Annotated in this window: 21 protein-coding genes; 11 read left to right on the top strand and 10 right to left on the bottom strand. The window is 70.7% G+C overall.

Annotated elements, in window-relative coordinates:
• The 4 genes from P1P75_RS13330 to glgB all read left to right on the top strand — a co-directional run.
• Window positions 1-419, top strand: a 419-nt coding sequence (locus P1P75_RS13330; protein WP_319254872.1) for a DUF3459 domain-containing protein, incomplete at its 5' end; no start/stop codon positions are given.
• Window positions 416-2,116: a maltose alpha-D-glucosyltransferase gene (treS, locus tag P1P75_RS13325; protein ID WP_319254870.1), complete on the top strand. Its 1,701-nt coding sequence runs from the start codon at window positions 416-418 to the stop codon at window positions 2,114-2,116. The genes P1P75_RS13330 and treS, both read left to right, overlap by 4 nt.
• A 108-nt stretch (window positions 2,117-2,224) precedes the next feature.
• Window positions 2,225-3,604, top strand: coding sequence for a maltokinase (locus P1P75_RS13320; protein ID WP_319254868.1), 1,380 nt, complete (start codon window positions 2,225-2,227; stop codon window positions 3,602-3,604).
• Window positions 3,605-3,746: 142 nt separating this feature from the next.
• Window positions 3,747-6,146, top strand: a complete 2,400-nt coding sequence (gene glgB, locus P1P75_RS13315) for a 1,4-alpha-glucan branching enzyme (RefSeq protein WP_319254880.1) — start codon at window positions 3,747-3,749, stop codon at window positions 6,144-6,146.
• A 42-nt stretch (window positions 6,147-6,188) separates the two neighbouring features.
• Here glgB and P1P75_RS13310 read toward each other — a convergent pair whose 3' ends face one another.
• The 4 genes from P1P75_RS13310 to P1P75_RS13295 form a co-directional block, all read right to left on the bottom strand.
• Entirely contained in the window at window positions 6,189-8,411 is a 2,223-nt protein-coding gene (locus tag P1P75_RS13310; protein WP_319254866.1) for a UvrD-helicase domain-containing protein, read from the bottom strand.
• A 185-nt stretch (window positions 8,412-8,596) separates the two neighbouring features.
• Window positions 8,597-8,911 carry a thioredoxin domain-containing protein gene (locus P1P75_RS13305; protein ID WP_319254878.1) on the bottom strand — a complete coding sequence of 105 codons (315 nt, stop codon included), beginning with the start codon at window positions 8,909-8,911 and terminating at the stop codon, window positions 8,597-8,599.
• Window positions 8,912-8,925: 14 nt separating this feature from the next.
• Complete coding sequence (locus P1P75_RS13300) at window positions 8,926-9,354, bottom strand: MerR family transcriptional regulator (protein ID WP_319254865.1); 429 nt, start codon at window positions 9,352-9,354, stop codon at window positions 8,926-8,928.
• A 58-nt stretch (window positions 9,355-9,412) separates the two neighbouring features.
• Entirely contained in the window at window positions 9,413-9,928 is a 516-nt protein-coding gene (locus P1P75_RS13295; RefSeq protein ID WP_319254863.1) for an Lrp/AsnC family transcriptional regulator, read from the bottom strand.
• 39 nt (window positions 9,929-9,967) lie between these two features.
• On the opposite strand from P1P75_RS13295, the gene P1P75_RS13290 reads away from it, so the two are divergent.
• Window positions 9,968-10,888, top strand: coding sequence for an NAD-dependent epimerase/dehydratase family protein (locus P1P75_RS13290; protein WP_319254861.1), 921 nt, complete (start codon window positions 9,968-9,970; stop codon window positions 10,886-10,888).
• A 119-nt stretch (window positions 10,889-11,007) separates the two neighbouring features.
• Here the strand turns inward: P1P75_RS13290 and P1P75_RS13285 are convergent, their stop codons facing one another.
• Complete coding sequence (locus P1P75_RS13285) at window positions 11,008-12,687, bottom strand: MFS transporter (RefSeq protein WP_319254859.1); 1,680 nt, start codon at window positions 12,685-12,687, stop codon at window positions 11,008-11,010.
• Between the two features lie 125 nt (window positions 12,688-12,812).
• Between P1P75_RS13285 and P1P75_RS13280 the strand changes: the two genes are divergently transcribed.
• Entirely contained in the window at window positions 12,813-13,436 is a 624-nt protein-coding gene (locus P1P75_RS13280) for a TetR/AcrR family transcriptional regulator (protein ID WP_086770824.1), read from the top strand.
• A gap of 325 nt (window positions 13,437-13,761) precedes the next feature.
• Here the strand turns inward: P1P75_RS13280 and P1P75_RS13275 are convergent, their stop codons facing one another.
• A complete protein-coding gene (locus tag P1P75_RS13275) occupies window positions 13,762-15,192 on the bottom strand; it encodes a cation:dicarboxylase symporter family transporter (RefSeq protein WP_319254876.1) in 1,431 nt (476 codons plus the stop codon).
• Window positions 15,193-15,314: 122 nt separating this feature from the next.
• Between P1P75_RS13275 and P1P75_RS13270 the strand changes: the two genes are divergently transcribed.
• Window positions 15,315-16,970: a sensor histidine kinase gene (locus tag P1P75_RS13270; protein WP_319254856.1), complete on the top strand. Its 1,656-nt coding sequence runs from the start codon at window positions 15,315-15,317 to the stop codon at window positions 16,968-16,970.
• Between the two features lie 5 nt (window positions 16,971-16,975).
• Entirely contained in the window at window positions 16,976-17,674 is a 699-nt protein-coding gene (locus P1P75_RS13265) for a response regulator (protein WP_319254854.1), read from the top strand.
• A 290-nt stretch (window positions 17,675-17,964) separates the two neighbouring features.
• On the opposite strand, the gene P1P75_RS13260 is transcribed toward P1P75_RS13265, so the two are convergent.
• Window positions 17,965-18,990, bottom strand: coding sequence for an ATP-dependent 6-phosphofructokinase (locus tag P1P75_RS13260; RefSeq protein ID WP_086770819.1), 1,026 nt, complete (start codon window positions 18,988-18,990; stop codon window positions 17,965-17,967).
• Window positions 18,991-19,187: 197 nt separating this feature from the next.
• Between P1P75_RS13260 and pta the strand changes: the two genes are divergently transcribed.
• The 3 genes from pta to pyk all read left to right on the top strand — a co-directional run bounded on the left by pta (window position 19,188) and on the right by pyk (window position 24,078).
• A complete protein-coding gene (pta, locus tag P1P75_RS13255; RefSeq protein ID WP_319254852.1) occupies window positions 19,188-21,278 on the top strand; it encodes a phosphate acetyltransferase in 2,091 nt (696 codons plus the stop codon).
• On the top strand, window positions 21,275-22,558 hold the full coding sequence (locus P1P75_RS13250; RefSeq protein WP_319254850.1) for an acetate kinase: 1,284 nt from the start codon (window positions 21,275-21,277) through the stop codon (window positions 22,556-22,558). Before pta ends, P1P75_RS13250 begins: the two co-directional genes overlap by 4 nt.
• A gap of 89 nt (window positions 22,559-22,647) precedes the next feature.
• Window positions 22,648-24,078: a pyruvate kinase gene (gene pyk, locus P1P75_RS13245; protein ID WP_266462537.1), complete on the top strand. Its 1,431-nt coding sequence runs from the start codon at window positions 22,648-22,650 to the stop codon at window positions 24,076-24,078.
• 83 nt (window positions 24,079-24,161) lie between these two features.
• Here the strand turns inward: pyk and P1P75_RS13240 are convergent, their stop codons facing one another.
• The 3 genes from P1P75_RS13240 to P1P75_RS13230 form a co-directional block, all read right to left on the bottom strand.
• Window positions 24,162-24,644, bottom strand: coding sequence for a hypothetical protein (locus tag P1P75_RS13240; protein WP_319254848.1), 483 nt, complete (start codon window positions 24,642-24,644; stop codon window positions 24,162-24,164).
• A gap of 150 nt (window positions 24,645-24,794) precedes the next feature.
• Window positions 24,795-26,180, bottom strand: coding sequence for a hypothetical protein (locus P1P75_RS13235; protein WP_319254846.1), 1,386 nt, complete (start codon window positions 26,178-26,180; stop codon window positions 24,795-24,797).
• Window positions 26,170-26,784, bottom strand: coding sequence for a DUF6114 domain-containing protein (locus tag P1P75_RS13230; protein ID WP_319254844.1), 615 nt, complete (start codon window positions 26,782-26,784; stop codon window positions 26,170-26,172). Before P1P75_RS13230 ends, P1P75_RS13235 begins: the two co-directional genes overlap by 11 nt.
• Window positions 26,785-26,815 lie beyond the last annotated feature (31 nt).

Genomic DNA, 26,815 nt, shown 5'->3' with positions numbered 1-26,815 from the left:
TCAGGCCGCGGGACTGGGAGGCCGCCACGCGCGAGGGCCGCACCATCGCCCCGCTGATCACCCGGCTCAACGAGATCCGGCGGGCCCATCCCGCGCTGCGGCAACTACGGAATCTGCACTTCCACGACGCCGACCAGGACGCGGTGATCGCCTACTCGAAGCGGAGCGGTTCGAACACGGTTCTGGTGGTCGTCAACCTCGACCCCCACCACACCCAGGAGGCCACGGTCTCGTTGGACATGCCGCAACTCGGCCTGGACTGGCACGAGTCCGTGCCGGTGCGCGACGAGCTCACCGGCGAGACCTACCACTGGGGCAGGGCCAACTACGTGCGCCTCGAACCGGGCACTCGGCCCGCGCACGTCCTGACCGTCCTGCGACCGTCCACCCCGCAGATCGGAGGGTCACCCACACGATGATCGTCAACGAGCCCGTTCAGGACACCTTCGAGGACACCCCCGCCAGGGACCGCGATCCCGACTGGTTCAAACGAGCCGTCTTCTACGAGGTCCTCGTCCGCTCCTTCCAGGACAGCAACGGCGACGGCGTCGGCGACCTCAAGGGCCTCACCGCCAAACTCGACTACCTCCAGTGGCTGGGCGTCGACTGCCTGTGGCTGCCGCCCTTCTTCAAGTCACCGCTGAAGGACGGCGGCTACGACGTCTCCGACTACACCGCCGTGCTGCCCGAGTTCGGTGACCTCGCCGACTTCGTGGAGTTCGTCGACGCCGCCCACCAGCGCGGCATGCGCGTCATCATCGACTTCGTCATGAACCACACCAGCGACCAGCATCCGTGGTTCCAGGAGTCGAGAAAGGATCCCGACGGGCCGTACGGCGACTACTACATGTGGGCCGACGACGACAAGCAGTACGCGGACGCGCGGATCATCTTCGTCGACACCGAGGTCTCCAACTGGACCTTCGACCCGGTACGCAAGCAGTACTTCTTCCACCGCTTCTTCTCCCACCAGCCGGACCTCAATTACGAGAACCCGGCCGTGCAGGAAGAGATGATCTCCGCGCTGAGGTTCTGGCTGGACCTGGGCATCGACGGCTTCCGGCTCGACGCGGTGCCCTACCTGTACGCCGAGGAGGGGACCAACTGCGAGAACCTCCCCGCCTCCCACGCCTTCCTCAAGCGGGTCCGCAAGGAGATCGACGCGCAGTACCCGGACACCGTGATCCTGGCCGAGGCCAACCAGTGGCCCGAGGACGTCGTCGACTACTTCGGCGACTACGCCTCCGGCGGCGACGAGTGCCACATGGCGTTCCACTTCCCCGTCATGCCCCGCATCTTCATGGCGGTGCGCCGCGAGTCCCGCTACCCGGTGTCGGAGATCCTCGCCAAGACGCCGACGATCCCCTCCGGCTGCCAGTGGGGCATCTTCCTGCGCAACCACGACGAGCTGACCCTGGAGATGGTCACCGACGAGGAGCGCGACTACATGTACGCGGAGTACGCCAAGGATCCGCGCATGCGCGCCAACATCGGCATCCGCCGGCGGCTGGCGCCCCTCCTGGACAACGACCGCAACCAGATCGAACTCTTCACCGCGCTGTTGCTGTCGCTGCCCGGTTCGCCGATCCTGTATTACGGCGACGAGATCGGCATGGGCGACAACATCTGGCTCGGCGACCGTGACGCGGTGCGCACTCCCATGCAGTGGACACCGGACCGTAACGCAGGTTTTTCGTCCTGCGACCCCGGCCGGCTCTTTCTGCCGACCATCATGGACCCCGTCCACGGCTACCAGGTCACCAACGTCGAGGCGTCGATGGCGTCGCCCTCCTCGCTGCTGCACTGGACCCGCCGCATGATCGAGATCCGCAAGCAGAACCACGCCTTCGGCCTCGGCTCCTACACCGAACTGCCGTCCTCCAACCCGGCCGTCCTCGCCTTCCTGCGCGAGTACGAGGACGACCTGGTCCTGTGCGTCCACAACTTCTCCCGCTTCGCCCAGCCCACCGAGCTGGACCTGAGCCGGTTCGGCGGCCGCCACCCCGTCGAACTGTTCGGCGGGGTCCGCTTCCCGGCCGTCGGTGACCTGCCGTACCTGCTGACCCTCGGCGGGCACGGCTTCTACTGGTTCCGCTTGCGCAGGGAGACCGTCTAGTGCGAACCGTGCGGACCGTCTAGAACCCCGCGGCGGGGCGGTTTCTCCCGCCCCGCCCGGGGCACGCATCAGTAACACCCCGACCCCCCGGGGAAAGGACGTGACGCCATGGCGGAAACGGTCACACTCTCCGGCACGACCAGCCCCGGCCTCCTCGCGTCACTGGCCCCCCTGCTGCGCGAGTGGCTGCCACGGCAGCGCTGGTTCGCCGGCAAGGGGAGTCCGGTCACGGGATTCTCGCTGGTGGCGGGCACCGAGCTGCTGCCCGCCGCGTCCAGGCTGGGCCTCTACCACCTGCTGGTCCGCGCCCACCAGGGCGCCGTGCCCGGCGACTGCTACCAGCTGCTGATCGGCGTGCGCGAGGCGCTGCCGCCCCGGCTGGCGCCCTCGATGATCGGGCATGTGCCGGACGGACCGCTCGGCGGCCGGACCGTCTACGACGCCCTGTACGACACCCGGCCCGCCGAGGTCCTCCTGGAGGCGCTGCGCACCGAGGCCCGGATCGGCGTCCTGCGCTGCGAACGGGACCCCGGTCAGGAGATACGCGCCGGCCTGGTGCCACGCCGGCTGACCGCCGAGCAGTCCAATTCCTCGGTCGTGTTCGGAGATACGTTCATTCTCAAGCTGTTGCGCCGGGTCGTCCCCGGCGTCAACCCCGACCTGGAACTGCCGCTGGCGCTGGCCCGCGAGGGCTCGCCCCGGGTTCCCGCGCCGACGGCATGGCTGCTCGCGGACCTGGAGGACGGTGCCGGCGAGTCGTACGTCCTCGGTGTGCTCCAGCCGTATGTGAAGGGCGCGACGGACGGCTGGGAGCTGGCGCTGCGGGAACTGGCCAAGGGCCAGGACTTCGGCGCCGAGGCTCGGGCGCTGGGCCGGGCCACGGCCGAGGTGCACACGGCCCTGGCCCGCGCGCTGCCCACCGTGACCCTCGGTCACGCCCAGCTCGGCCCGCTCGTCGACGGCATGACCGAGCGGCTCGACGCGGCCTCCCAGGCCGTGCCCGCGCTGCGCCCGTACGCGCCCGGCCTGCGCACCGCCTTCTCCGCGCTGGCCGGCCTCGCGGCCGAGGGCCGCACCTGGACCGCCCAGCGCGTCCACGGCGACCTGCACCTCGGGCAGTGCCTGCGCGCACCCTTTGGAGAGTGGTCCCTGATCGACTTCGAGGGCGAACCGGCCCGCCCGCTCGCCGAACGCAGGATGCCCCAGCCGGCCGTGCGGGACGTGGCGGGCATGCTGCGCTCCTTCGACTACGCCGCCCTCTCCGCCGACCCGCCGGCGCCCGGCTGGGCCGACGTGTGCCGGGCCGCCTACTGCTCCGGCTACGCCGAGGTGTCCGGCACCGACCCCCGCACCGACCCCGTGCTGCTGCGGGCCTACGAGACGGACAAGGCGGTCTACGAGGTCGTCTACGAGGCACGGCACCGCCCCGACTGGCTCTCCGTCCCGCTGACCGCGATACGTCGGCTCGCCGCATCCGACTCGTTCTGAGGAGGCTCCGCCCGTGACTCCCAGCCCCCCGTCCCCCCACGGTTTCGACCCGAGGGAACCGAAGGCAACGAAGGCCCCGAGGGACCCGAAGAAGGCCCCGGCCGAGCAGGCCGCCGCCAGGAAACCGGTGGCCGACAAGACGGTGGCCGAGACGGTGGCGGGCAAGAAGGCGGCCGGCAGGAAGGCGGCCGAGAAGAAGACCGCGGCTGCCGGGAAGGCCGTCGCCAAGAAGGCCGTCACGGCGAAGACCACGACGAAGAAGGCCGTGGCGAAGAAGGCGGCCTCGAAGAAGGCGGTCGCGGCGAAGAAGGCCGTGGCGCGCGAGGCGCCCCCGGCCGGGCCCCTGGAGGTCGCCCTCTCCCCCGCACTGGACGCCGACGACCGCGAGCGGCTGCTGCACGGCACGCATCACCAGCCGCACGCCGTGCTCGGCGCGCACCCGGCGCCCGGCGGGATCGTCTTCCGCGCCTTCCGCCCCTACGCCCGCTCGGTCGCCGTCGTCGCCGGCGAGCTGCGGGCCGAACTGCACGACGACGGCGACGGCTTCTTCTCCGGCCTGCTCCCCCTGCGGGAGGTCCCGGCCTACCGTCTCGTCGTCGCCTACGAGGACACGGTCCAGGAGACCGAGGACCCGTACCGCTTCCTGCCCACGCTCGGCGACCTGGACCTGCACCTGATCGGCGAGGGACGGCACGAGGAACTGTGGACGGTGCTCGGCGCTCACCCCCTCACCCACCAGGGCGTGGCCGGCACCCGGTTCTGCGTGTGGGCGCCCAACGCGCGCGCGGTACGGCTCGCGGGCGCCTTCAACTTCTGGGACGGCACCGGGTATCCGATGCGGTCGCTGGGCTCCTCCGGAGTGTGGGAACTGTTCGTGCCGGGGATCGGCGAGGGCGAGCTGTACAAGTTCGACATCACCCGGCCCGACGGCTCCCGCACCCAGCGTGCCGACCCGATGGCCCGCCGCACGGAGACCCCGCCGGCCACCTCCTCGGTGGTCGACGCCTCGCACTACGAGTGGGGCGACGAGGAGTGGCTGGCGCGGCGCGGGGAGCGCCCGGCCCACGAGGCACCCCTCTCCGTCTACGAGGTTCATCTCCCGTCCTGGCGACCAGGCCTGACCTACCGCCAACTCGCCGAGCAGCTCCCCGCGTACGTCAGGGAGCTGGGCTTCACGCACGTCGAGCTGATGCCGATCGCCGAGCATCCCTTCGGTGGCTCGTGGGGCTACCAGGTCACCGGCTTCTACGCGCCCACGGCCCGGCTCGGCACGCCCGACGACTTCCGGTTCCTGGTGGACGCGCTGCACCGGGCCGGCATCGGCGTCCTCATGGACTGGGTGCCGGCCCACTTCCCGCGGGACGACTGGGCGCTGGCCGAGTTCGACGGGCGGACCCTGTACGAGCACGAGGACCCGCTGCGGGCCGCGCATCCCGACTGGGGGACGCTGGAGTTCGACTACGGGCGGCGCGAGGTGCGCAACTTCCTCGTCGCCAACGCGGTGTACTGGTGCGAGGAGTTCCACATCGACGGGCTCCGGGTGGACGCCGTCGCCTCCATGCTCTACCTCGACTACTCGCGCGAGCCCGGCCAGTGGACGCCCAACGAGCACGGCGGCCGGGAGAACCTGGACGCGGTGGCCTTCCTCCAGGAGATGAACGCCACGGTGTACCGGCGCGTCCCCGGGGTGGTGACCATCGCGGAGGAGTCCACGGCCTGGGACGGCGTCACCCGCGCCACGCACCACCGGGGGCCGAGCGGCTTCGGCGGGCTCGGCTTCGGGCTGAAGTGGAACATGGGGTGGATGCACGACTCGCTCCAGTACATGAGCCACGAGCCCGTGTACCGCAGGTACCACCACGGTGAGATGACCTTCTCCATGGTGTACGCCTACAGCGAGAACTACGTCCTGCCCATCTCGCACGACGAGGTCGTGCACGGCAAGAAGTCGCTCGTGTCGAAGATGCCCGGCGACTGGTGGCAGCAGCGCGCCAACCTGCGCGCCTACCTGGCGTACATGTGGGCCCATCCCGGCAAGCAACTCCTCTTCATGGGGCAGGAGTTCGCGCAGGGAGCGGAGTGGTCGGAGGAGCACGGGCCCGACTGGTGGCTGCTCGATCCCGCGTACGGGGCACAGGCCGATCACCGGGGCGTGCGGGATCTGGTCGGTGACCTGAACTCCGTCTACCGGTCGACGCCGGCACTGTGGGAGCGGGACACCTCCGCCGACGGCTTCGAGTGGGTGGTGGGCGACGCCGCCGACGACAACGTCCTCGCCTTCCTGCGGCGCGACGCCGACGGCACGCCCCTGTTGTCCGTCTCCCACTTCTCCCCCGTCGTCCGCCACGACTACCGGCTGGGCGTGCCGGACGACATACCCGCCTGGTACGAGGTCCTCAACACGGACGCCGGCCGGTACGGCGGCAGCGACGTCTTCCACCCCGACCCGCTGAAACCGGAACCCCAGCCGTGGCACGGCCACCCGGCGTCGATCCGCCTGACACTGCCCCCACTGTCGACGGTGTGGCTGCGGCCGGCGTAGCCGCTTGTCCGCCGCCGCCCGCCGCCGCCTGCCGGCCTCGGGCTACCCGAGGGTCTCCGCCAACGGCTTCGGCAGGCTGCCCGTGTGGAGGACCCCCAGGCGTTGGGTGGCCCGGGTCAGGGCGACGTACAGGTCGCTGGTGCCGTAGCGGGAGGGTTCCACGACCAGGACCGAGTCGAATTCCAGGCCCTTGGACTGGCGGGGGTCCAGGAGGACGACCTGGTGGGTGAGGTCGGGATCGGTGTCCGCGGTGACTCCGTCGAGGCGGGCCGCGAGGCGCCGGTGCAGGTCGCGGGGGGCGATCACGGCGAGCCTGCCCTCGGCGGGGGTCAGCTCCCTCACCGCCTCGGCGACCGCGCCGGGCAGGTCTTCGACGGCACGTACCCAGGGGCGTACCCCGGTGGACCGTACCGAACTCGGCGGGACGAAGTCGGGCTGCTCGGCGCGGACGACGGCCGCCGCGACGTCCATGATCTCCGCGGGGGTGCGGTAGTTGACGCCCAGCCGGGTGTGCTCCCAGCGGTCGCCGACGTAGGGGTCGAGGATGCCTGACCAGGAGCCGACGCCCGCCGCCTCCGCGGTCTGCGCCGGGTCGCCGACGAGGGTCATGGAACGGGTGGGGCTGCGCCTCATCAGCAGCCGCCACGCCATCGGTGACAGTTCCTGCGCCTCGTCGACGATGATGTGCCCGAACGCCCAGGTCCGGTCGGCCGCCGCGCGCTCGGCGGCGCTGCGGTGGTCGTCCTCCTCGTGGCGTTCGGCGAAGCGTTCGGCGTCGATGATGTCGTGGGCCGACAGGACTTCGGAGGCCTCGTCGTCCTTGTCGTCGAACTCGTACGTCCGGGAGGCGTAGGAGACGTCCAGCACGCCCTGGGCGTAGGCGACCTGCCGTTCCCGTTCGCGTTCGGCGCGCTCCCGTGCCGAGCGGTCGTCCTCACCGAGGAGTTCGGCGGCCTCGTCGAGCAGCGGGACGTCCGCGACGGTCCAGGCGCGGGTGACCGGGCGGCGGATGGCGGCCGCGTCCTCGTCGGGGACGTACCCCTCGGGGTCGGCGAGGAGGTCGGCGACCACCCGCTGCGGGGTGAGCACCGGCCACAACTGGTCGACGGCCGCCCATACCTCGGGGTTCTCGGCCAGCTCGTCGCGGATCTGGGTGACGTCACTGGGGTCGAGGAGGCTGGAGCCGTCGTAGGGGTCGGTGCCGACGCGTTCGGCGTACAGCTCGGTGAGGGTGTTGAGGATGTGGCCCTCGAAGTGCTCACGCGCGGCGTTGTGCGGCAGCTTCGCCGCCCGGGTGCGTTCGCGGGCGACGCCGACCAGGCCCTCGTCGAGCATCAGGACCTCGCGGTCGTGCTCGATGGCGATCACCGGGTCGGGCAGTGCCTGCCGGTCGCGTACGGCGGCGGCGAGGACGTCGGCCATACCGGCGCGGCCCTTCACCGCGGCGGCCTCCGGGGTGTCCGTGGCCGTCGCCTTCACGCCGGGGTACAGCTCGCCGACCGTCGCGAGGAGTACGCCGGTCTCGCCGAGGGAGGGGAGCACCTCGCCGATGTAGCCGAGGAAGGCGGGGTTGGGGCCGACGATGAGGACGGCCCGCTTGGCGAGCAGTTCGCGGTGCTCGTAGAGGAGGTAGGCGGCGCGGTGCAGGGCGACGGCCGTCTTGCCGGTGCCGGGGCCGCCCTCGACGACCAGCACACCGCGGTGGGGTGCGCGGATGATCTCGTCCTGCTCGGCCTGGATGGTCTGCACGATGTCGTGCATGCGGCCGGTGCGCGCGGAGTTGAGCGCGGCGAGGAGGACGGCGTCACCGGTGGGGTCCTCGTGGCCGGTGCGGGTGGCGTCACCGAGGTCGAGGAACTCGTCGTGCAGGGCGGTGACCCGGCGGCCGTCGGTGGAGATGTGCCGGCGGCGGCGCAGGCCCATCGTCGTGTGGCCGGTGGCCAGGTAGAAGGGGCGGGCGATGCCGGCCCGCCAGTCGACGAGGACCGGGGTGCGCTCGGGATCGTCCCGGCGCAGGCCGATGCGGCCGATGTGGTGGCTGGCGCCGGAGGACAGGTCGATCCGGCCGAAGCAGAGCGAGCCGTCCACGGCGTTCAGCGCGGCGAGCAGCCCGGAGCGTTCGGCGACGAGGATGTCCCGTTCCAGACGGGCCTGCATGGGCGTGTTGCCCTGGGCGAGGGCGTCGGTGACGGCGGCCTCGGTGACACCGCGCAGCGCGTCCACGCGCGCGTACAGCCCGTCGATGAATTCCTGTTCACCGCGCATTTCACTGTCGGTGAATTCATTGCTTACTTCAGCGCCTGCGTCGATGTTTGACAATGCCGCTCCCGCCCGGATATACTCTGCTCATTGAACTTGTGCCGCGACTCGATCCCCCGAAGTCGCGAATCATCGAATATACGCCGAGAAAACCCCCGAGCGCAATTGCTCGGGGGTTTTTGTGCTTCCGCTCAGATGACGTCGGACAATTCCTCCAGCAGCCGCCGCTTCGGCCGCGCCCCCACCATCGCCTTCAGCGGCTCACCGCCCCGGAACACCATGAACGTCGGCATCGACAGCACCTTGTAGTGGTTGGTCGTCTCCGGATTCTGGTCCACGTTCAGCTGCACCACCTTCAGCCGCTCGCCCTCCTCCTCGGCGAGCGCCCTGAGCACCGGCGCCATCTGCCGGCACGGCGGGCACCAGTCGGCGGTGAACTCCACCAGCACCGGCAGTTCCGCCGCGAGCACCTCCGCCGCGAAATCCGCGTCCGTCACCTCGTCCACTCCGGCCACCTTGGTCACAGGTCCCGCCCTCCCAGTTCGCACACGGGCTCCGGACCCCCCGGAACCAGCGCCTCGGCGGCCAGCTCGTCACGCGCCCGCTCGGCCCGCGTGAGCTGCCCGGCGACCTTCTCGCGGACCGCCGCCAGCTCCCCGATGAGCGCGTCCAGCTCGTCGAGCTTGCGCCGGTACACCGCGAGCGAGGCCGGGCACGAGTCGCCCTGCGGGTGTCCCGCCCGCAGACACTCCACGAAGGGCCGGGTCTCCTCCAGCTCGAACCCGAAGTCCCGCAGCGTCCTGATCTGCCGCAACGCCCGCAGGTCGCGCTCGTCGTAGGCCCGGTGACCCAGCTCGTCGCGCCGCGCGGGCAGCAGGCCCCGCGACTCGTAGTACCGCAGCGTCCGTGTCGTGGTTTCGGCCCGTGCGGCCAGCTCGCCGATTCGCATGCCTACGAACGTACGGGTTGACGCCGACGTCAAGGCAAGAGGCGACGGCACGACGGCCTCACTGCGGGGGCAGGAGCGGCTTCCCGCGCACCGGGGAGGACAGCACGATCGACGTCGTGGTCCGGCCCAGCGCCGAGGTCTGTTCCAGGACCTCCTCCAGGTGGACCGTGTCCGTGACGGCGACCTTGAGGAGCCAGCAGTCCTCGCCGATCACGTGGTGGACCTCGGTGATCTCGGGGCGGGCCAGGAGTTCCAGGGTGCGGGGGTGCTTGAGGGTGTAGCCGCCGTGCGGATTGACCCGGATGAACGCCTGGATGCCGTAGCCGAGGCGGGCCGGAGCGACCTGCGCGCCGTATCCGGTGATCGCGCCCGCGGCCTCCAGGCGGCGCACCCGCTCGGTCACCGCGGCCGGGCTCAGCCTCACCCGGCGTCCCAGCTCGCTGAGTCTGATCCGGCCGTCCGTCTGGAGCAGGTGGAGGATCTGCCGGTCGAGCGCGTCGAAGACCACCGAGGTTTCGCTGGTGGTAGCGCGCAGATGCCGCGGTTCTTTCGGTGCTGCCGCCCGATCTCCCATGTCTTCCCCTTCAGACCTCGTGGGTACGCCGCGAGAATTATGGTCATGGAAAAGGCGCGAGAGGTTCTGGTCATCGGTGGCAACCGGTATGTCGGCAAGCGGCTGGTCGAAAGGCTGCTGGCGGCCGGGGACCGGGTCACGGTCCTCAACCGCGGATCGTCTCGGCCGCCCGCGGGCACGGTGCACCTCGTCGCCGACCGCGACGACGAGAAGGCGCTGCGCGCGGCGCTCAGCCCGCGCCGCTTCGACGTGGTCGTCGACCAGGTCTGCTACACCCCGCGGCAGGCCGCCGTCGCCGTGCGCGTCCTGGCCGGCCGCACCCGCCGCTATGTGCTGACGTCCACCGTCGAGGTCTACGAGTACGAGGACTCCATCGCCCCCGTCCGGGAGACGGACGTCGATCCCCTGGCCGCGACCGTCGACCTCCAACTCCCCTGGGACGACGCCGCGTTCCTCGACGCCCACTACGGCGAGGGCAAGCGGCAGGCGGAGGCCGTGTTCGCGGCGGCCGGGGCGTTCCCGTGGGCGGCGGTACGGGTCGCGCACGTCCTCGGCGGCGCCGACGACTTCACCGGACGACTGACCCACTACGCGGACCGGGTCCGCGCCGGCGAGCCGATCACCGTGCCGGTGTCGAACCACCCGGCGACGTACATCCACGTCGAGGAGATCGCGGACTTCCTGTTCTGGGCGGCCGGCGAGGAGTTCACCGGGCCCGTCAACGCGGCGTCCCACCAGCCGCTGACCACCGAGGAGTTGTGCGGGGTGGTGGCCGGGCACTTCCCCGACGGCAAGACCGTCTTCCACGAGGTGGAGGTCGGCGAGGTCTCCCCGTTCGCCTTCCGGCGCTCCTATCCCATGGACAACTCCCGTGCCGTCCGGCTCGGTTTCACCTTCGGCAACGCCCGGCAGTGGCTCGGGCGGGCGGTCGCGGAGACGCTCGGAAGGAAGGACGTCTGACGCTCGCCACGGTCCCACCCCGAGCCGCCGGGCGGTGACCGACCGCCGGTGCCGCCGGGCGGTGACCGACCGCCGGTGCCGCCGACGCGCCCGGACACGTCGGCGGCACCGGACGCGGATCAGCGCACCTCGCTGAACTCCCGCTCCCGCTTGTCCGCATCCCCCGCCTCGGCCTCCGCCGGCTTTCCCCCGCCCGGCAGCAGGACCGCCACCAGCACCGTGCCGACGCCGAGCACCACCGCGCCGACCAGACTCGTGTGGGCGACCGCGTCCGCGAAGGAGGAGCCGACCGAGTCGGCCATGTGCCGGGCGTTCTCGGCGAGTTGGGCGGCCTGCGCCCTGAGCTGCGCGGCCTGCTGCGGATCGGTCGACTGTGCCGCCTGGTCACCGAGCTGCCGTGCCCTGTCGGCGACGCCCTGCGCGACGGCGTACCCGGCACCTACCGAGTCCTGGGCGGTGGCGAGGGTGCCGGCCGGGAGACCGCTGCCGGAGGCCGCGTCCCCGAGGTGGTCGGAGTACGACGTACCCAGCAGTGAGCCGAGGACGGCGATGCCGAGGGAGCCGCCCAGCTCCAGCGAGGTGTCGTTCACCGCGCCGCCGACGCCCAGTTCGGACTCGGGGAACGCCCCCATGATGGCGTCCGTGCAGGGCGACAGGGCGAGTCCGATCGCCACGCCGAGGACGACGAGGGGCGCCACGAAGTCGCCGTACGAGGACGTGGAGTCGATCTGGGTGAGCAGGGCGAGGGCGGCCGTGCCGCCGACCATGCCCGCGGTGACCGTCCACTTCATGCCGACGCGGGGGGTGAGGTAGGCGGTCAGGGCCGAGCCGACGAAGACCGCGCCGGCCAGGGGCAGCATGCGCAGGCCGGTGTCGAGGGCGTCGTGGCCGAGGACGAACTGGAGGTGCTGGGTGAGGTAGTAGAAGGCGCCGAAGACGGCGAGGAAGAACAGGGCGACGGCCAGGTTGGAGCCGGCGAAGCGGCGGTCGGTGAAGCGGCGGACGTCGATGACCGGGTGCGGGTGGCGCAACTCCCACAGGACGAAGGCGAGCAGGGCGAGCGCGGCGACGACCGCCGCGCCGATGGCCTTGGGGCCCCAGCCGAAGTGCGGGCCCTCGATGATCGTGTAGACGAGCGCGCCGATCCACACCACGGACAGCAGGCCACCGACGTGGTCGATCCGGTCGTGGTGCCCGGCCTTGGACGGCGGGACGAGGACGAGGGCGCCGACGATCGCGACGGCGGCGACGGGCACGTTGATGAGGAACGTCGACGACCAGCCGTGGTTCTCGAGCAGCGCTCCCGCGACGAGCGGACCGGCCGCGATGGCGAGGCCCGCGGTGGCCGTCCACAGGGTGATCGCCTTGGCGCGTTCCGCGCGCGGGAAGGTCGCGGCGAGCAGGGAGAGCGTCGCGGGCATGATGAGCGCCGCGCCCACGCCCATCACGGCGCGGGCCGCGATCACGGTGGTGGAGCTGTCGGCGAGGTAGCCGGAGACGGCCCCGCCGGCGAACACGACGAGCCCGAGGATCAGCGCCCCGCGGCGGCTGTACTTGTCGCCGACCGCGCCGAGCAGCAGCATCAGTGCCGCGTACGGCACGGTGTAGCCGTCGATGACCCACTGGAGGTCGGCGCTGGAGAGGGCGAGGTCCTCGGTCATGGCGGGCGCTGCGACCGTGAGGGCGGTGTTCGCCATCACGATGACCAACAGGCTCAGGCAGAGGACGAGGAGCGCCCACCAGCGTCGGTGGTAGGGGCCCTTCATCCCTTCGACCGGTTCGTTCAGGACGAGTCGCATGGCAGGGATCGCCTTCCTCGGGAGGTACACCGCTGGAATTGCACAACGCTGTGCAATGTACGTCCCGTGCACACCACTGTGCAAATTCGTGGTGCGGAACGAGCCACCGCCGGAAGGCGGGCACAATGGCGGCCATGACCACGGGTATCGGCAGTCGCGCCGAGGCAAACCGACGTCGCATCCTCGATGTGGCCCTCGCCGAGCTGTTGCGCGACCCCGACGCGTCCATGGACCAGATCGCCCGCGCCGCCGGTGTCGTACGGCGCACGGTGTACGGCCACTTCCCCAGCCGCGAGGCACTGATCGGCACGCTGGTCGACGAGGCGGTGGAGGTGCTGGCCGCCGCCCACCAGCCGGAACGCGAGGCCGTCGGTGATCCGGCGGAGGAACTGGCGCGGTCGGTGCTGGCCGTGTGGCAGATCGCCGACCGCTACCGCCTGCTGGTCGCGCTGGCCCAGCGCACGGTCACCATGCAGGGCATCCGGGAGCGGCTCGCCCCGGTCCGCCGGGACACGATCCGGCTGCTGCAGCGCGGTCTGGACGAGGGGACGTTCGTCTCACCGCTGCCGGCGCCGGCACTGGCGTACGTGCACGAGCAGATCGTGTTCGCGCTGATGGAGGCCGTGAACGACGAGCTGCTGAGCACGCACGAGGCGGGCCGGTCGGCCGCCGTCACGACACTGACCGCGGCGGGCGTGCCCGCCACCCTGGCCACCGCACTGGTGACGAAGGTGAGCGAGTCCGGCTGACGGGCGCCGGGCGGGCGCCGGCCCGAGGTCGGCGCGGGTGGGGGTGACGTACAGGTCGCTGCCCCGCGCGGAGATCTCCCGCGAGGACGGGCGGGCCCGTCCCGGCCGCCGGGAGTGCCCGGCCCGCAGGAGAGTTCTCGATCGAGGCGAACGCCGCAGGCCCCCGGTGGGTGAACACCGGGGGCCTGCGGCGAAGCGGAAGAACGAGAACCGGGCGGCTGAGCTACGGGGGAGTACTCAGCCGCCCGGCGGGTACCGGGTGTCCGGCCCCGGTTCAGGCGGGGCCGGACACCCGGAGTGTGCGCAGACGCGCCGCGCGGGGGCGTCAGGCCTTGGCGAGTTCCTTCTCGCCCTCTTCCCGCTGCTCGGGAAGGTCCACGGCCGGGGCGTCCTGGCTGCCGTGACCGTCGTCGAGGAGGGTCTTCTCGTCGAAGGGCAGCTCACCGGCGAGCACGCGCTCCACGCGCTCCTTGTCGATCTCCTTGGTCCAGGTGCCGATCAGGATCGTGGCGACGGCGTTGCCCGCGAAGTTCGTCAGGGCGCGGGCCTCGCTCATGAAGCGGTCGATGCCGACGATGAGGCCGATGCCGTCCACCAGGGCCGGCTTGTGCGACTGGAGGCCACCGGCCAGGGTCGCGAGGCCGGCGCCGGTGACACCGGCGGCGCCCTTGGAAGCGACCAGCAGGAACAGCAGCAGCGGGATCTGCTCACCGACCGACATCGGCGTACCCATGGCGTCGGCGATGTAGAGCGAGGCCATGGTCATGTAGATCATGGTGCCGTCGAGGTTGAAGGAGTAGCCGGTCGGGACGGTGATGCCGACGACGGGCTTGCTGACGCCCAGGTGCTCCATCTTCGCGATGAGGCGCGGCAGCGCCGACTCGGAGGAGGAGGTGGACAGGATCAGCAGGAACTCGCGCAGCAGGTACTTGAAGAAGACGAAGATGTTCAGGCCCGAGACGACCCGCAACAGCGTGCCGAGCACGATGAACACGAACAGGAAGCAGGTGGCGTAGAAGCCGAGCATCAGGACGGCGAGGCTCTTGAGCGCGTCGACGCCGGCCGAGCCGGTGACCGCGGCGATGGCGCCGAAGGCACCGATCGGGGCGGCCCACATCACCATGCCGAGGATGCGGAAGACGAGCCGCTGGATGTGCTCGACACCGCGCAGGACCGGCTGCCCGGCCGGGCCCATGGCCTGGAGGGCGAAGCCCGCGAGCAGCGCGACCAGCAGCGTCTGGAGGACCTCGCCGCCGGTGAAGGCCGAGACGATCGTCGTCGGGATGATCCCGAGCAGGAACTCGGTGGTGTCCTTGGCCTCGGCCGAGACCTGCGCCTGACCGGTCTCCTTGACCGCGTCGGTGACCGCGAGGCTGCTGCCCGGGTCCAGGACGTTGCCGACGACCAGGCCGATGCCGAGCGCGACCAGCGACATGACCGTGAAGTAGCCGAGGGCGATACCGCCGACGGCGCCGACCTTGGCGGCCTTGCGGACGGATCCGATGCCGAGCACGATCGTGCAGAAGATGATCGGCGAGATCATCATCTTGATCAGGTTCACGAAGCCGGTACCGATGGGCTTCAGCTCGACGGCGAAGTCGGGGGCGATCAGGCCCACGGCGATACCGATGGCGACCGCGACGATCACCGCGATGTACAGATAGTGCGTGCGGTCCCGCTTTGCTGCGGGTACGGCGGATGCCGTATCGGGGGTGCTGGCGGCCACGGCTGCCCTCCTTGACGTCTTCGTCGGCATCACCGGCGTGCGGCTCACGTCCGGGGGATATGGGGGATGCCGTGACTATGGCCCCGCGCTGTGAGGGCGGTCACCCTTCCGTTCATTTAGTTCACGCTTAACCTCGGGGGCACACTGACGACATGCGCATCCCCGTCCCGAGACCCCGCAGCCTGGCCGGCCAGCTGTTCGCCATGCAGGCGGTCCTCATAGCGGTGCTCGTCGCGGGGTACGCGCTGTTCACCTACGTCAGCGACCGCAGCCAGGCCGAGGAGGCCGCGAGCCGGCAGGCCTCGGCGGTGGCCCGCTCCGTCGCCGACTCACCCTCCGTGCGGGAGGCGATCGGCACCCCGGACCCGACGGCCGAACTCCAGCCGTACGCGCTGCGGATCATGCGCGACACCGAGGTCGACTTCGTCACGATCATGAATCCGGCGGGGATCCGCTGGACCCACCCGGACGAGAAGCAGATCGGCCGGCACTTCATCGGCAACATCGCCCGCGCCCTGAAGGGCGAGACGTTCACCGAGACCTACACCGGCACCCTCGGCCCGTCCGTCCGCGCGGTCACCCCCGTCGAGGCCGACGACGGCCGGATCATCGGCCTGGTCAGCGCGGGCATCAGAGTCGAGGCGATCACCAAGCGGGTGCAGGACCAGGTGACGGCCCTGTTCGGCGTCGCGGCGGGCGCGCTCGCCCTCGGCGCGGTCGGCACGTACGTCGTCAACGCCCGGCTGCGCCGCCACACCCACGGCATGAACGCGGCCGAGCTGAGCCGGATGCACGACTACCACCAGGCGGCGCTGCACGCGGTGCGCGAGGGTCTGCTGATGCTGGACGGCCAGTACCGGGTGGCGCTGATCAACGACGGCGGGCGTGAACTGCTCGGTCTCTCGGGGGAGGTGGTGGGCCGCTCCGTCGCCGACCTCGGTCTGCCCGCCCCGCTGACGGGCGCCCTGCTGTCCTCCGAACCGCGCGTGGACGAGGTGCATCTGACGGCGGACCGGGTGGTGGCGGTGAACACCTCTCCGGTATCCGGCGGAGAGCGCAGGGGCACGGTGGTGACCCTCCGCGATGTCACCGAACTCCAGTCGTTGATGGGCGAGTTGGACTCCGAGCGCGGGTTCACCCAGGCTCTGCGCTCGCAGGCCCACGAGGCGGCGAACCGGCTGCACACCGTGGTCTCACTGATCGAACTGGGCCGCGCCGACGAGGCCGTGGACTTCGCGACCGCCGAACTGGAGCTGGCCCAGGCACTGACCGACCAGGTGGTGGCCGCGGTGAGCGAGCCCGTCCTCGCGGCGCTGCTGCTGGGCAAGACGGCGCAGGCCAACGAGCGGGGCGTGGAGCTGGTGGTGTCGCAGGGCAGCGGCCTCGACGACGGGCTGCTCCCCGAGTCGCTGCCCGCCCGGGACCTGGTCACCATCCTCGGCAACCTCATCGACAACGCCGTGGACGCGGCGCAGGGCAGCATGCGGGCGCGGGTCACGGTGACCGCGTGCACCGAGCACGGCGCGCGGGACGGCGAGGCCGCCGGCGAGCTGGTGCTGCGGGTGACGGACACCGGCGCCGGGGTCGACCCGGCGAACATCGAGCAGGTTTTCGAGCGGGGTTTCTCCACGAAGCCGTCCGGGCCGGGGGGCCGCGGTCTCGGCCTGGCGCTCGTCCGGCAGGCTGTGCACCGCCACGGCGGGACCCTGTCGGTGGCGGAGGCCGAGGGCGGCGGCGCCGAATTCGTGGTACGGCTGCTCCTGCGGACGACGGTCGCCGCCGCGGCGGCGTCGGGAGGCAAGGAATGACGGACGTGACGGGCGTTTCGGGTGACGAGCCGATCCGGGTGCTGGTGGTCGAGGACGACCCCGTCGCCGCCGACGCGCACGTCCTGTACGTCGGCCGGGTACCGGGCTTCGTGGCGGTGGGCAAGGCGCACACCGGCGCGGAGGCGCGGCGCATGCTGGACCGTACTCCGGTGGACCTGCTGCTGCTCGACCTGCACCTGCCGGACGGGCACGGGCTCCAGCTGGCGCGCTCGCTGCGGGCCGCGGGCTATCACGCCGACGTGATAGCGGTTACCTCGGCGCGCGATCTGACGGTGGTCCGGGAGGGCGTGTCGCTCGGCGTCGTCCAGTACGTGCTGAAGCCGTTCACCTTCGCCACCCTGCGGGACCGGCTCGTGCGGTACGCGCAGTTCCGTGGGGCGGCCGGCGAGGCGAGCGGCCAGGACGAGGTCGACAGAGCCCTGGCCACCCTGCGCGCACCGGGCCCGGTCGCGCTGCCCAAGGGGCTGAGCGGCCCGACCCTGGAGCGGGTGACGGGGGCCGTACGGGAGGCCACGGAGGGACTGACCGCGGCCGGAGTCGCCGAGGCGGTGGGCATCTCCCGGATCACCGCCCGCCGCTACCTGGAACACCTGGTGGAGGCGGGAAGGGCGGAACGCAAGCCGCTGTACGGGCAGGTGGGAAGGCCCGAGCTGGTCTACCGGTGGGTTCCGGCGGCCCGGTGAGCCGGCCGCACGCCGTGCGAGAGGAAACGACGGAAACCGCTCACCGTACGTTTCCCCGGGTTTCACGACGGGTGATCGCTCAGCCAGCTGCTCCCCCTGGACCGGCGCCTGCTGGAGGCCGTCCTCCAGCAGCTGCACCACAGCTACCAGGCGCGGATGACCGCCACCCTCAGCTGGGGCCCGGCAGCGAGGCCGGTGACGCGAGGGACTCCGGCCGCGACTTCCTCGACCGGATCACGGACCACTTCTGGACGACCGTCGCAAAGAACTCCGGCTGAGGACGCCAGGCCCTAGAAGACCGACTCCGCCTCGTCCATCCGGTCCTTGGGGACCGTCTTCAGCTCGGTCACCGCCTCCGCGAGCGGCACCATCTTCACGTCGGTGCCGCGCAGCGCGGTCATCATGCCGAACTCTCCCCGGTGCGCCGCCTCCACCGCGTGCCAGCCGAAGCGGGTCGCGAGGACACGGTCGTACGCCGTCGGCACGCCGCCGCGCTGGACGTGGCCGAGGATGACCGGGCGGGCCTCCTTGCCGAGCCGCTTCTCCAGCTCGAACGCCAGCGCCGTACCGATGCCCTGGAAGCGCTCGTGGCCGAACTGGTCGATCGCGCCCTTGCTGTAGTCCATCGTGCCGTCGGCGGGGTGGGCACCCTCGGCGACGCAGATCACCGCGAACTTCTTGCCCCGCGCGAACCGCTCCTCGACCAGCTTCACGAGATCGGCCGGGTCGAAGGGGCGCTCGGGCAGGCAGATGCCGTGGGCGCCGGCCGCCATGCCGGACTCCAGGGCGATCCAGCCCGCGTGCCGGCCCATGACCTCGACGACCATCACGCGCTGGTGGGACTCGGCCGTCGTCTTCAGGCGGTCCATGGCCTCCGTGGCGACGCCGACGGCCGTGTCGAAGCCGAAGGTGCGGTCCGTGGAGGAGATGTCGTTGTCGATGGTCTTCGGGACGCCGACGACCGGCAGACCCGCGTCGGACAGCATGCGGGCCGCCGTCAGCGTGCCCTCGCCGCCGATCGGGATCAGCGCGTCGATGCCGAACTCGTGGATCATGTCCGAGGCGTTGTCGCAGGCTTCGCGCAGGCGGTCGCGCTCCAGGCGTGAGGAGCCGAGGATCGTGCCGCCCCGCGCGAGGATGCCGCTCACGGCGTTCAGGTCGAGAGTGCGGTAGTGGCCGTCGAGCAGACCGGCGTATCCGTCCTCGAAGCCGATCACCTCGTCGCCGTAGTTGTCGACCGCTCGGTGAACGACCGACCGGATCACTGCGTTCAGGCCGGGGCAGTCGCCGCCTGCGGTGAGGACTCCGATGCGCATCCTGCTGTGTCTCCTGCTCGCTGTGGGTACCGGTGAGCCGATATCGATTCTTTCATGCCCGCGAGGAGACTGTCGCGACCGCCGCTTGACGGGCGCCTTAACCGGGGGCAGGGGTATTGTCAAGAGGGTTCTGCTCACCTCGGTGGGCGATTTTTATGAGCCACCCGAACGGCCCACCGATGGAACGGAGAACACGCGTGACGCGCAGCGTGTACGTGACCGGGATCGACCGAGGCGACGGCCGCCAGGTCGTCGAGCTGGGGGTCATGGAACTCCTGACCCGCCAGGTCGACCGGGTGGGCGTCTTCCGCCCCCTCGTCCACGACGGGCCCGACCGCCTGTTCGACCTGCTGCGTGCCCGGTACCGGCTGTCGCAGGACCCCGGAACCGTCTACGGCATGGACTACCACGAGGCGTCCGCCCTCCAGGCCGAGCGGGGCGCCGACGAACTGGTCTCCACGCTCGTCGACCGCTTCCACCGCGTCGCCCGCGACTACGACGTCGTCCTGGTCCTCGGCACCGACTACGCCGACACCCAGTTCCCCGACGAACTGTCCCTGAACGCCCGCCTGGCGAACGAGTTCGGCGCCTCCGTGATCCCCGTCGTCGGCGGCCGGGGGCAGACCACGGAGTCGGTGCTCGCCGAGACCCGCAACGCCTACCGCGCCTACGACGGCCTGGGCTGCGACGTCATCGCCATGGTCACCAACCGGGTCGCCCGCGAGGACCGCGAGGAGATCGCCGGACGGCTCGTCTCCCGGCTGCCGGTGCCCTGTTACGTCCTGCCCGACGAGCCCGCCCTGTCGGCACCGACGGTCGCGCAGATCAGCACCGCCCTGGGGGCCAGGGTGCTGCTCGGCGACGACTCGGGGCTGGCCCGCGACGCCCTCGGCTTCGTCTTCGGCGGCGCGATGCTGCCGAACTTCCTGTCCGCCCTGACACCCGGCGTCCTGGTCGTCACCCCCGGCGACCGGGCCGACCTGGTCGTCGGCTCGCTGGCCGCGCACAGCGCCGGCACCCCGCCGATAGCCGGTGTGCTGCTCACCCTGGGCGAGGTGCCCAGCCAGGAGATCCTCACCCTCGCCGCCCGCCTCGCGCCCGGCACCCCCGTACTGTCGGTGGCCGGCAACAGCTTCCCCACCGCCGAGCAGCTGTTCTCCCTGGAGGGCAAGCTCAACGCGGCCACCCCGCGCAAGGCGGAGACCGCGCTCGGTCTCTTCGAGCGGCACGTCGACTCCGCCGACCTGCTCAAGCGGGTCTCCGCGCCGAGCAGCGACCGCGTCACGCCGATGATGTTCGAGCACAAGCTGCTGGAGCAGGCCCGCTCCGACCTGCGCCGGGTCGTCCTCCCCGAGGGCACCGAGGAGCGGGTGCTGCACGCGGCCGAGGTCCTGCTGCGCCGCGGGGTGTGCGAGCTGACCCTCCTCGGCCCCGTCGACCAGATCCGCAAGAAGGCCGCGGACCTCGGCATCGACCTGGGCGACTGCCAGTTGATCGACCCGGCCACCAGCGAACTGCGCGACGCCTTCGCCGAGAAGTACGCGGGGCTGCGCGCCCACAAGGGCGTCACCGTGGAACTGGCCTACGACGTCGTCTCCGACGTCAACTACTTCGGCACGCTGATGGTCCAGGAGGGCCTCGCCGACGGCATGGTGTCGGGCTCGGTGCACTCCACGGCCGCGACGATCCGGCCCGCCTTCGAGATCATCAGGACCAGGCCGGACGCCGGCATCGTCTCCTCCGTGTTCTTCATGTGCCTCGCCGACCAGGTCCTCGTCTACGGCGACTGCGCGGTCAACCCCGACCCGAACGCCGAGCAGCTCGCCGACATCGCCATCCAGTCGGCGGCGACCGCCGCCCAGTTCGGCGTGGAACCGCGGATCGCGATGCTGTCGTACTCGACGGGTACCTCCGGTTCCGGCGCGGACGTCGACAAGGTGCGCGAGGCCACCGCCCTGGTCCGGCAGCGGCGCCCCGACCTGCGGATCGAGGGGCCGATCCAGTACGACGCCGCCGTGGAGCCGACGGTCGCGGCGACCAAGCTGCCGGGCTCCGAGGTCGCGGGCCAGGCCAGCGTGCTGATCTTCCCCGACCTCAACACCGGCAACAACACGTACAAGGCCGTGCAGCGGTCGGCCGGCGCGATCGCGGTCGGCCCGGTGCTCCAGGGCCTGCGCAAGCCGGTCAACGACCTGTCCCGCGGCGCCCTCGTCCAGGACATCGTCACCACCGTCGCCATCACGGCGATCCAGGCCCAGACCCTCGACCAGAAGGCTTCCCAGCAGTGACCTCCCATCCGTCGCCCACCACCGCCCTGCCTGGCGAGCTCCGCTCGGCCTCCTCCTCTCGCGTCCTCGTCCTCAACTCCGGCTCCTCGTCGGTGAAGTACCAGCTGCTCGACATGCGCGACAGCAGCCGGCTGGCGCAGGGCCTCGTCGAGCGCATCGGTGAGCGGACCTCGCGGCTCGAGCACACCCTGCTCGCGACGGGCGAGTCCCGCGAGCGGAGTGAGCCCATCGCCGACCACGACGCGGCCCTCAAGGCCGTCGCCGGGGAACTCGCCAAGGACGGACTGGGCCTGGACTCGCCGGAGTTGGCGGCGATCGGGCACCGGGTCGTGCACGGCGGCAAGCAGTTCACCGAGCCGACCGTGATCGACGACGCGGTCCTCGCGGAGATCGAGCGGCTGATCCCGGTGGCCCCGCTGCACAACCCGGCCAACCTGACCGGGATCCGCACGGCACGGGCGCTGCGTCCGGATCTCCCGCAGGTCGCCGTCTTCGACACCGCCTTCCACACCACGATGCCGGAGTCCGCGGCGCGCTACGCGATCGACGTGAGGACCGCCGACGAGCACCGCATCCGGCGCTACGGCTTCCACGGCACCTCGCACGCCTACGTCTCCCGGGCGACCGCCGTTCTGCTGGGCCGGGCGCCCGAAGAGGTGAACGTCATCGTGCTGCACCTGGGCAACGGGGCGTCCGCCTCCGCCGTACGCGGCGGGAGGTGCGTCGACACCTCCATGGGGCTCACCCCGCTCGAAGGCCTCGTCATGGGTACCCGCTCCGGCGACACCGATCCGGCCGTCATCTTCCATTTGGCACGAGTTGGCGGAATGTCCATCGACGAAATCGACACTCTTCTCAACAAGAAGAGCGGGCTGATCGGCCTGTGCGGTGACAACGACATGCGGGAGATCCGACGGCGGGTCGACGAGGGCGACGAACAGGCGAAGCTCGCCTTCGACATCTACATTCACCGTCTGAAGAAGTACATCGGCGCCTATTACGCCGTGCTCGGCCGGGTGGACGCCGTGGTGTTCACCGCCGGGGTCGGCGAGAACGCGGCGCCGGTGCGCGCGGCGGCCGTCGCGGGCCTGGAGACCCTGGGCCTGGCGGTGGACGACGAGCTGAACGCCGTACGCGGTGACGAGCCGCGGCTGATCTCGCCCGCAGGCGCGCGGGTGAAGGTCGCCGTGGTCCCCACGGACGAGGAACTGGAGATCGCCACGCAGACCTACGCGCTGGTGGAGCGCAATGGATATGCGGCTCCGCCGCAAGGCAACTGAAGAGTAAGGCAACTGAGCGCCTTCCCGCCCATTTGTATCTTCCACCAGCCGGAATATTCCGTAGCGAAACAAACCGATAGGATCGCCTCATGCGCCGTTCCAAAATCGTCTGTACTCTCGGCCCCGCGGTCGACTCCCACGAAATGCTCGTGTCGCTGATCGAAGCCGGCATGAACGTGGCCCGCTTCAACTTCAGCCACGGCTCGCACGCCGAGCACCAGGGCCGGTACGACCGGGTCCGTGCCGCGGCCAAGGAGACCGGCCGGGCCATCGGGGTCCTCGCCGACCTCCAGGGTCCGAAGATCCGCCTCGAGACCTTCGCCGAGGGGCCGGTCGAGCTGGTGCGCGGTGACGAGTTCACCATCACCACCGACGACGTGCCCGGCGACAAGTCGATCTGCGGCACCACCTACAAGGGGCTGCCCGGCGACGTCTCGCGCGGCGACCAGATCCTCATCAACGACGGCAACGTCGAGCTGAAGGTCCTGGACGTCGAGGGCCCGCGGGTGAAGACGATCGTCATCGAGGGCGGTGTCATCTCCGACCACAAGGGCATCAACCTGCCCGGTACGGCCGTCAACGTGCCGGCGCTGAGCGAGAAGGACATCGACGACCTGCGGTTCGCGCTGCGCATGGGCGCCGACCTCGTCGCGCTGTCCTTCGTCCGCGACGCCAAGGACGTCCAGGACGTCCACCGCATCATGGACGAGGAGGGCCGCCGCGTCCCCGTCATCGCCAAGGTGGAGAAGCCGCAGGCGGTGGAGAACATGGAGGACGTCGTGATGGCGTTCGACGGTGTCATGGTCGCCCGTGGCGACCTGGCCGTCGAGTACCCGCTCGAGAAGGTCCCCATGGTGCAGAAGCGGCTCATCGAGCTGTGCCGCCGCAACGCCAAGCCGGTGATCGTGGCGACCCAGATGATGGAGTCGATGATCACCAACTCCCGTCCGACCCGCGCCGAGGCCTCCGACGTGGCCAACGCGATCCTGGACGGCGCGGACGCGGTCATGCTGTCCGCCGAGTCGAGTGTGGGCGCGTACCCGATCGAGACCGTGAAGACGATGTCGAAGATCGTCGCTGCGGCCGAGACGGAGCTGCTCTCCAAGGGCCTCCAGCCGCTCGTGCCGGGCAAGAAGCCGCGGACGCAGGGCGGTTCGATCGCCCGTGCCGCGTGCGAGATCGCCGACTTCCTCGGCGGCCGGGGCCTGGTGGCGTTCACCCAGTCCGGTGACACCGCCCGCCGCCTCTCGCGCTACCGCGCGACCCAGCCGATCATCGCCTTCACCACCGACGAGGGCACCCGCAACCAGCTCGCGCTCAGCTGGGGCGTCGAGTCGCACGTCGTGCCGTTCGTGAACAGCACCGACGAGATGGTCGACCTGGTGGACCAGGAGATCATCAAGCTCAACCGCTTCAACCCGGGCGAGATCGTGGTCATCACCGCCGGCTCACCCCCCGGCGTCCCCGGCACCACGAACATGGTCCGCGTCCACCACCTGGGCGAGGACGGCCGCGGCTGACCGACGCCGGCACCTGCTGTACGACGCTGAGGGCGCCCCCTGGTGAAGGGGGCGCCCTCAGCTCGTCTCAGCGGTGTCGGTCTTCACGCGGCCGGCGATGCTCCCACCGTCTCCCGCAGCCACGCGTTGTCGCGCAGCTCCGGATGGGCGGTGGTGATCAGCCGAAACGCTTCGGCCTTCGCACGGTCGGTGAGCTGCCGCAACTCGGGCCAGGTCAGCTGGGCCACGCGCGGGGGCCACTGCGTCGTGAGGGTGACGGAGTCCCCGTCTCGGCTGAAGGCGTACACATGCTGGGTCAGGCTGGCCTCGACCGCGATGCCACTCAGGGTCTCCAGCGTCGTGGTGGCGTAGTGCAACATCAGTGCGAAGTCGACCACGGGTAGTCCCGACAGGTGCACGCTGAGGTCGACACCGTGGACGACGAGCCGCAGATCCGCCCTGAAGAGTTCCAGACAGAAATCGGAGTTCACCAGCTCCGGGTGCTCCGGCCGGTCAGCCTTCTCCGCCGGCCGGTCCGGGGACCATGAATCGTCATCCGCGCGCGGCTCGAAAGCGAAAGCAATCATCTGTTCTCCCCTTCGCACGGTGCCGGGTGACCGGATGCTTGACGCCGAATACGCGGCTGTGGCCCGGTCCTCAAGCGGAGAGGACCGGGCCACAGCCGGGTGAGCGGCTCCCGGAGGGGCTCGCGGGGGCGTCTGGTCGAGACGCCCGGCTCAGTACGCGGTGGTGTACTGGTGCAGGCTCGGCACGTGCAGCGTGCCGCCGAACTGGCCGGCCTGGACGACCTTCACCTTGGTGAAGTAGATCAGCGGGATGTTCAGCGGAGGCGGGTTCTCGGGGTCGAACGTCACCGGGATCAGACCGAACAGGTTCCCCGAGATGCTCTCGGTGTACATGATCGTGTCGCCGTTGCGGATGGTCGACGTCGTGCCCGAGCCGGCCTGGACGTGATACGTCACGCCCGCCTGCTTGTCGTTGACCGTCTGGTGCAGGTCGCCGATGTCGGTCCCCTCGGAGATGACGTACTTCAGGACCTTCTTCTTGGTCCCGTTGGCCGTCTTCACCTCGACGATGCCCTGATAGTCGGCGCCCTTGAGGAGCAGCGAACTGGCGTTGAGGTACCACGGGTCGTCCGGCAGCAGCGTCTTGTTGTCGATGCCACTCTCGTCCTCGGTGGAGACCGGGCAGTCGTCCACGTCGGTCGTGGCGCTCTCCGAGGGGCTCGGCGAGGCCGTGGCGTCGGCGGCGTCCGCTTCCTTCTCCGCCTTGTCCTCGGCTTCCTTCGCCGTGTCGTCCGCCTTGTCGGCGGTGTCCTTCACGGCGTCGGTGACAGCGTCGGAGGTGTCCTTGGCGGTACCCGAGTCCTTGCCGGAGTCCGTGCCCGTCGCCGTGTCGTCGTCGCCGGTGCCCGTCGAGGCGGACTCGGAGGCCGACGGGGTCGGGCTCGCGGTGGCCGTCTCCTCGGCGTCCCTGCCGTCGAACAGATCGGTGATCGAGTCGCCGATCGTCTCCAGCAGGTTCTTGTCCGTCTCGGACGGCGACGGACTGGCCGTCGCGGTGTCGCCCGAGGTTTCGGACTTCTGCGGCTCGGGCGCCTTCGGGGACGCCGCGGGGGCGGGCTCGGCCGCTTCACCGGAACCTGAATCCGGCGAAGTGGAGTCGCCCGAACCGCTCGTGCCGCCCGAGGAGTCCGAAGTACCGCCCGTGGGCTCGTCCTTCGAACCGGACCCGGAGTCGTCCGAGTCGTCCTTGGAGTCGTCCTTCGTGTCGTCCGCGGACTCGCTGGCGCTCGCCGAGGCGGACGGTGAGGGCGACGCGGAGGCGTCGGTTCCCTCGGAGTCCTCCAGGGCCGCCACGCACTCCTTGTACTCGTCGATGGTGAGGCTCTTGGACGTCGGCTGGTCCTCGGCGTTGGCGAGGGTCGGTGTGAACCCCATGCCCATGAGGACCGCCGTCGGCATGGCCGCCAGGGCTATCGCCTTGCCGGCCGGCATGTGGAACCTGGTGAACAGCGGCTTCTTGGGTGCCGCGTGCCGCGGCCCGGTTCTCACGCGGGCAGCGTCCACACCGCTCCCGGTGGTCACCTCGTCAGCCGGCACTGTGCCTCCCGTTCGCCCCGTTGGCCGGGCTCGTTCCTGACAGTTCGTTCGGCTCGTCCGAGCCGTCGGCGTCCTTGGTGAAGGCCGGACCCGTGCTGTACGGGTTCACGGTGGGTCCGTCCGCCGGGGCGGTTCCCAGGTCCTGCGGGTAGGCCGCGGCGGGCGTCGTGCCCGTGCCGGGATCCTTCTCCTGCGCCTGCTCCGCCGGCGGTTCGCCCGGCACCCAGGACACGGCCATCGCTCCGCCGATCAGTGCGAAGAGGAAGCCGATGAGGAAGCCGCCGAGGTTGGCCACCGGAATGGAGACCAGCCCCAGCAGGATCGCCGCGACGCCCGCGAAGACCCGTACGTGCTTCTGGAACCACAGGCTGACGCCCAGCACCGCGAGCAGTACGCCGATGATCAGTGAGCCGGCGCCTGCGGTGGTCGACATCGCCAGCGTCAGATGACCGATCTGAAGGTTCGCGTACGGAAAGTAGGCGATGGGGAACCCGCTGATCAGAATGAACAGACCGGCCCAGAACGGCCTCGTGCCCCGCCAGGCGCGGAACTGCTGCCTCCGGAGGTCGAACTGGCCGGGGACGGCAGGGGTCTCGGCGCTCATGGAAAACAGCTCCCTGGTGCGGCGTTGCTGT

Origin of the sequence: Streptomyces sp. ID05-39B, assembly GCF_033794725.1 — a bacterium.
Lineage (GTDB): Bacteria > Actinomycetota > Actinomycetes > Streptomycetales > Streptomycetaceae > Streptomyces > Streptomyces bobili.
The sequence above is the reverse complement of the archived record's forward strand: the minus strand, read 5'-3'. Positions and strand labels throughout refer to the sequence as shown.

Coding starts and splice junctions, on each gene's coding strand:
- P1P75_RS13290 (WP_319254861.1), top strand. CDS start 9,968: ATGGTCATGGAAAAGGCGCGAGAGGTTCTGGTCATCGGTGGCAACCGG.
- pyk (WP_266462537.1), top strand. CDS start 22,648: ATGCGCCGTTCCAAAATCGTCTGTACTCTCGGCCCCGCGGTCGACTCC.
- P1P75_RS13300 (WP_319254865.1), bottom strand. CDS start 9,354: ATGCGAATCGGCGAGCTGGCCGCACGGGCCGAAACCACGACACGGACG.
- P1P75_RS13270 (WP_319254856.1), top strand. CDS start 15,315: ATGCGCATCCCCGTCCCGAGACCCCGCAGCCTGGCCGGCCAGCTGTTC.
- P1P75_RS13280 (WP_086770824.1), top strand. CDS start 12,813: ATGGCGGCCATGACCACGGGTATCGGCAGTCGCGCCGAGGCAAACCGA.
- P1P75_RS13275 (WP_319254876.1), bottom strand. CDS start 15,192: ATGCCGACGAAGACGTCAAGGAGGGCAGCCGTGGCCGCCAGCACCCCC.
- P1P75_RS13240 (WP_319254848.1), bottom strand. CDS start 24,644: ATGATTGCTTTCGCTTTCGAGCCGCGCGCGGATGACGATTCATGGTCC.
- P1P75_RS13310 (WP_319254866.1), bottom strand. CDS start 8,411: ATGCGCGGTGAACAGGAATTCATCGACGGGCTGTACGCGCGCGTGGAC.
- treS (WP_319254870.1), top strand. CDS start 416: ATGATCGTCAACGAGCCCGTTCAGGACACCTTCGAGGACACCCCCGCC.
- P1P75_RS13285 (WP_319254859.1), bottom strand. CDS start 12,687: ATGCGACTCGTCCTGAACGAACCGGTCGAAGGGATGAAGGGCCCCTAC.
- P1P75_RS13230 (WP_319254844.1), bottom strand. CDS start 26,784: ATGAGCGCCGAGACCCCTGCCGTCCCCGGCCAGTTCGACCTCCGGAGG.
- P1P75_RS13320 (WP_319254868.1), top strand. CDS start 2,225: ATGGCGGAAACGGTCACACTCTCCGGCACGACCAGCCCCGGCCTCCTC.
- P1P75_RS13260 (WP_086770819.1), bottom strand. CDS start 18,990: ATGCGCATCGGAGTCCTCACCGCAGGCGGCGACTGCCCCGGCCTGAAC.
- P1P75_RS13295 (WP_319254863.1), bottom strand. CDS start 9,928: ATGGGAGATCGGGCGGCAGCACCGAAAGAACCGCGGCATCTGCGCGCT.